Origin of the sequence: Streptomyces sp. NPDC012510 (genome assembly GCF_042955065.1) — a bacterium.
Classification (GTDB): domain Bacteria; phylum Actinomycetota; class Actinomycetes; order Streptomycetales; family Streptomycetaceae; genus Streptomyces.
Genome location: NZ_JBIBEN010000064.1, coordinates 1 through 3,117, shown reverse-complemented (window position 1 = coordinate 3,117; position 3,117 = coordinate 1). Strand labels below are relative to the sequence as shown.

The following is a 3,117-nucleotide window of genomic DNA, read 5'->3' as shown; positions in this document are numbered from 1 at the left end:
CGCGAGCTCACCGGCATCGAACTGCCCGGCGGGGCCGCCACCGTCACCGTGCGGGCGTCGGGTTCGGGCGGCGTCATCGTCGACCAGCTCTCACTCGTCAAGACCTCTGCCGGCACACCACCGCCTCCGGGGCGTCACGAGGCAGAGACCGCTCCGGCGCAGTGCCGGGGCACGATCGACTCGAATCAAGCCGGCTATTCCGGCAGTGGGTTCTGCAACGGCGACAGCGCTGTGGGGGCCTTCGCGGAGTTCACCGTGAACTCCGCGACCGCCCGTACGGCGACGCTGGGGATCCGGTTCGCCAATGGCGCCAGCACCGGTGCGAGGCCGGCGAGCCTCGTCGTCAACGGAGCCACGGCAGGGTCGCTTTCGTTCGAGTCCACCGGTGCGTGGACGACGTGGACGACCAAGACCGTGACCGTATCGCTGAACGCCGGCAGCAACACCATCCGGTTGGACCCGACCACGGCAGCCGGACTACCCAACGTCGACTACCTCGATGTCGGTGCCGCGGCCGGCTGACATCCCGCGCTCCGCCGGTCTTCTCGACCGGCGGAGCGTACGGAACAGCCCATGCCGCTCGTACGTCACATCGTCAGGAGAAGTACATGAGCAGCAAGCGTCTGGCCCGCGCCATCGCGGTCACGACGACGTTGGTCACCATGCTGTCCGCGAATCTACTCATGGTGCCCAACCCGGCCCACGCGACCTTCGGAACCGCGGACATCAAGCCGATCGAAAGCAATATCGCCGCCAAGCCCTGGGCCTCGGCGACGGCCGCCACCGGCTCGTCCGATGCCCGTCTGGCCATCGACGGCGACCCGGCGACGTCCTGGCAACCCGGTAGTGCCGGCGCCCGGCAGTGGTTCACCGTCGACCTCGGTGGAACCTACGACAACCTGCGCAAGGTCAAGGTGCTCTTCCCGGACCGTGGCGTGGCCCACCGGTACGTCGTCGAGGCCTCATCCGACGGTCGCCGGTGGAAGACCATCGCCGACAGATCCCACAACCGAACCGTGTCGCGAGGGGAAGCGCACCTGTTCACCCGGCAGGCAACGCGCTTCGTCCGGCTGACGTTCACAGGTGGGCCGGGCCGTGCCCGGGCAGGTGTCAGCGAGCTCCAGGTCTTCAACTACCTGCGCGACGACCTCACCCTCGGCGCCGATCTGTCCTGGATGGACGACGTCCAGGACCGGCAATACTGGGTCGACCCCCTGGCCGAGAACCGCGGCGCCGGCCCACACCTGCTCGACGTGGCCAAGGATCGTGGCATGCAGCACACCCGGCTGCGGATATGGAACGAGCCGCGCAGCGAGAGCACCGGTCAACCAACACCGATACCGCGCCAGGGCCCGGAGCGCTCACTGGTCTCAGCCAAGTGGATCAAGCAGCGGGGCATGGGCCTGGGGATCGACTTCCACTACGCGGACTCGTGGGCGGACCCGAGCAAGCAACCAAAACCACGCGCCTGGGCCGAGCTGGAGTTCGCGGACCTGTCCCGGACCGTGTACGACTTCACCGCCGACTATCTGAAGCGGTTGATCCGGCAGGGCACCACGCCGGAGAAGGTGGCCGTCGGCAACGAGATCATCAATGGCTTCATGTACGGCAGTGAGGCGGCCGATATCGGCACGACGAGTCCGCCGTATTTCGTCGACCAGGCCGATATCTACCAGTCCAAGCCCGGCGGTGGCCTGCTGTGGAAGTACTGGCGGTCAACCGACCCCGTGGAGCAGCAGCTCTACGACCAGTCGTGGGACCGGTTCACCACCCTGGCCGCGGCCGGGATCAAGGCCGTCCGCGACGCGTCACCGACATCCAAGGTCGAGATACACGTGATCGTCGGCAAGGACAGGCTCGAGAAGACCCAGGAGTTCTGGCACCAGTTCCTCACCCGCGTGAAGGCGAAGGGCCAGAACCCTGATGTGCTGGCCGTTTCGTACTACCCGGAGTGGCATGGCACGCCCGAGGCGCTGGATCTCAATCTGAACGCCATGGCCACCGCCTATCCCGGTTACGAGATCGACATCGCCGAAACCGCCTACCCCGCCTCGGGCGGCGACGGCTCGCCGATGCCCAACTCACCCTACCCGCGAACGATCCAGGGGCAGGCGGACGCCATCCGGAGGGTGTTCCAGGCCGCCAACGACGTGGTCGACAACAGGGGTTCGGGCGTGCTCGTGTGGGAGCCGGCCGGCTACCAGCCGATGTTCCGTGCCGTGCCCGGACTGGCGAACACGTGGGAGCCGCACGCGTCCGTCAACGTCTTCAACGCCAGTCGCGCCAGGCACATCCTCCAGGACACCGTCTACACCGCCACGCTGGTGAGGGCCGCCCCGAAGCTGCCCTCCTCCATCCGCATGCTCACCACCGCCAACGACAAGATCACCACTGTCCCCGTCCGTTGGCAGCCGTTGCCACCTGGCGCGACCGACAGGCCGGGTGAGGTGACAGTCACCGGGACGACCGGCACAGGACCGGTCACGGCGGTCATCGACGTCATGCCCAGGCACGGCGAACACGACGTGACCACCTCATAGCCTGCTTCACCGACGTCGCACCGCCGCGAGACCGCGACGGCACCGGCGACATCAGCACTGCTTCACAGCAGTGCTCCGCTCACTCGGAGGCCGACAGCGACAACTGCGGCAGCGCCTGGGAGAAGCAGGCCGTGTTCGACCGGAACCGCCACACTCACCCCGACATCCGGTGCGCCCGACCAACCGCACGCCGGTCCTGCCGCCCCTCGCGGGTGGCTGGAGCACCCACACCCACACCCACACCCACACCCGCTGCCGCGCCGTACGCCCCGCCGACCTGTTGGCCTCTGCCGCCGACGGGACGCACCCGGCAACGGGACCAGCCGAACACCAAACCCTCCACCCATCCCCGCACCCGAGGAGTCACCATGACCCTGCGACGACGGACCTTCCTCAGCTTGAGCGCGGCCGGAGCGACGGGCGTGGGCCTGTCCCTGCTAGGGGCAGGCCAGGCACCGGCCGCGGCCGGGCCACTGGACACCGCGCCGACCACGCCGTTCGCGGTCGGCGTGCGCCGGTACAACTGGACCCGCGGCAGCCGCCCGTGCACCACCTACGTCTACTACCCGGCCACCGG

General features: G+C 68.3%; 2 protein-coding genes and 1 pseudogene. All 3 read left to right on the top strand.

The genetic code is table 11. The features are described 5' to 3' along the window. A partial coding sequence (locus ACFY9I_RS42240; protein ID WP_391012790.1) for a carbohydrate-binding protein occupies positions 1-522 on the top strand: 522 nt, incomplete at its 5' end. Positions 523-608: 86 nt separating this feature from the next. After that, positions 609-2,540 (top strand): glycosyl hydrolase 53 family protein, encoded by a 1,932-nt coding sequence (locus ACFY9I_RS42235; RefSeq protein ID WP_391012787.1) that lies wholly within the window; start codon positions 609-611, stop codon positions 2,538-2,540. 368 nt (positions 2,541-2,908) lie between these two features. Next, a pseudogene (locus tag ACFY9I_RS42230) lies at positions 2,909-3,117 on the top strand (mucin-2); the annotation flags it as partial.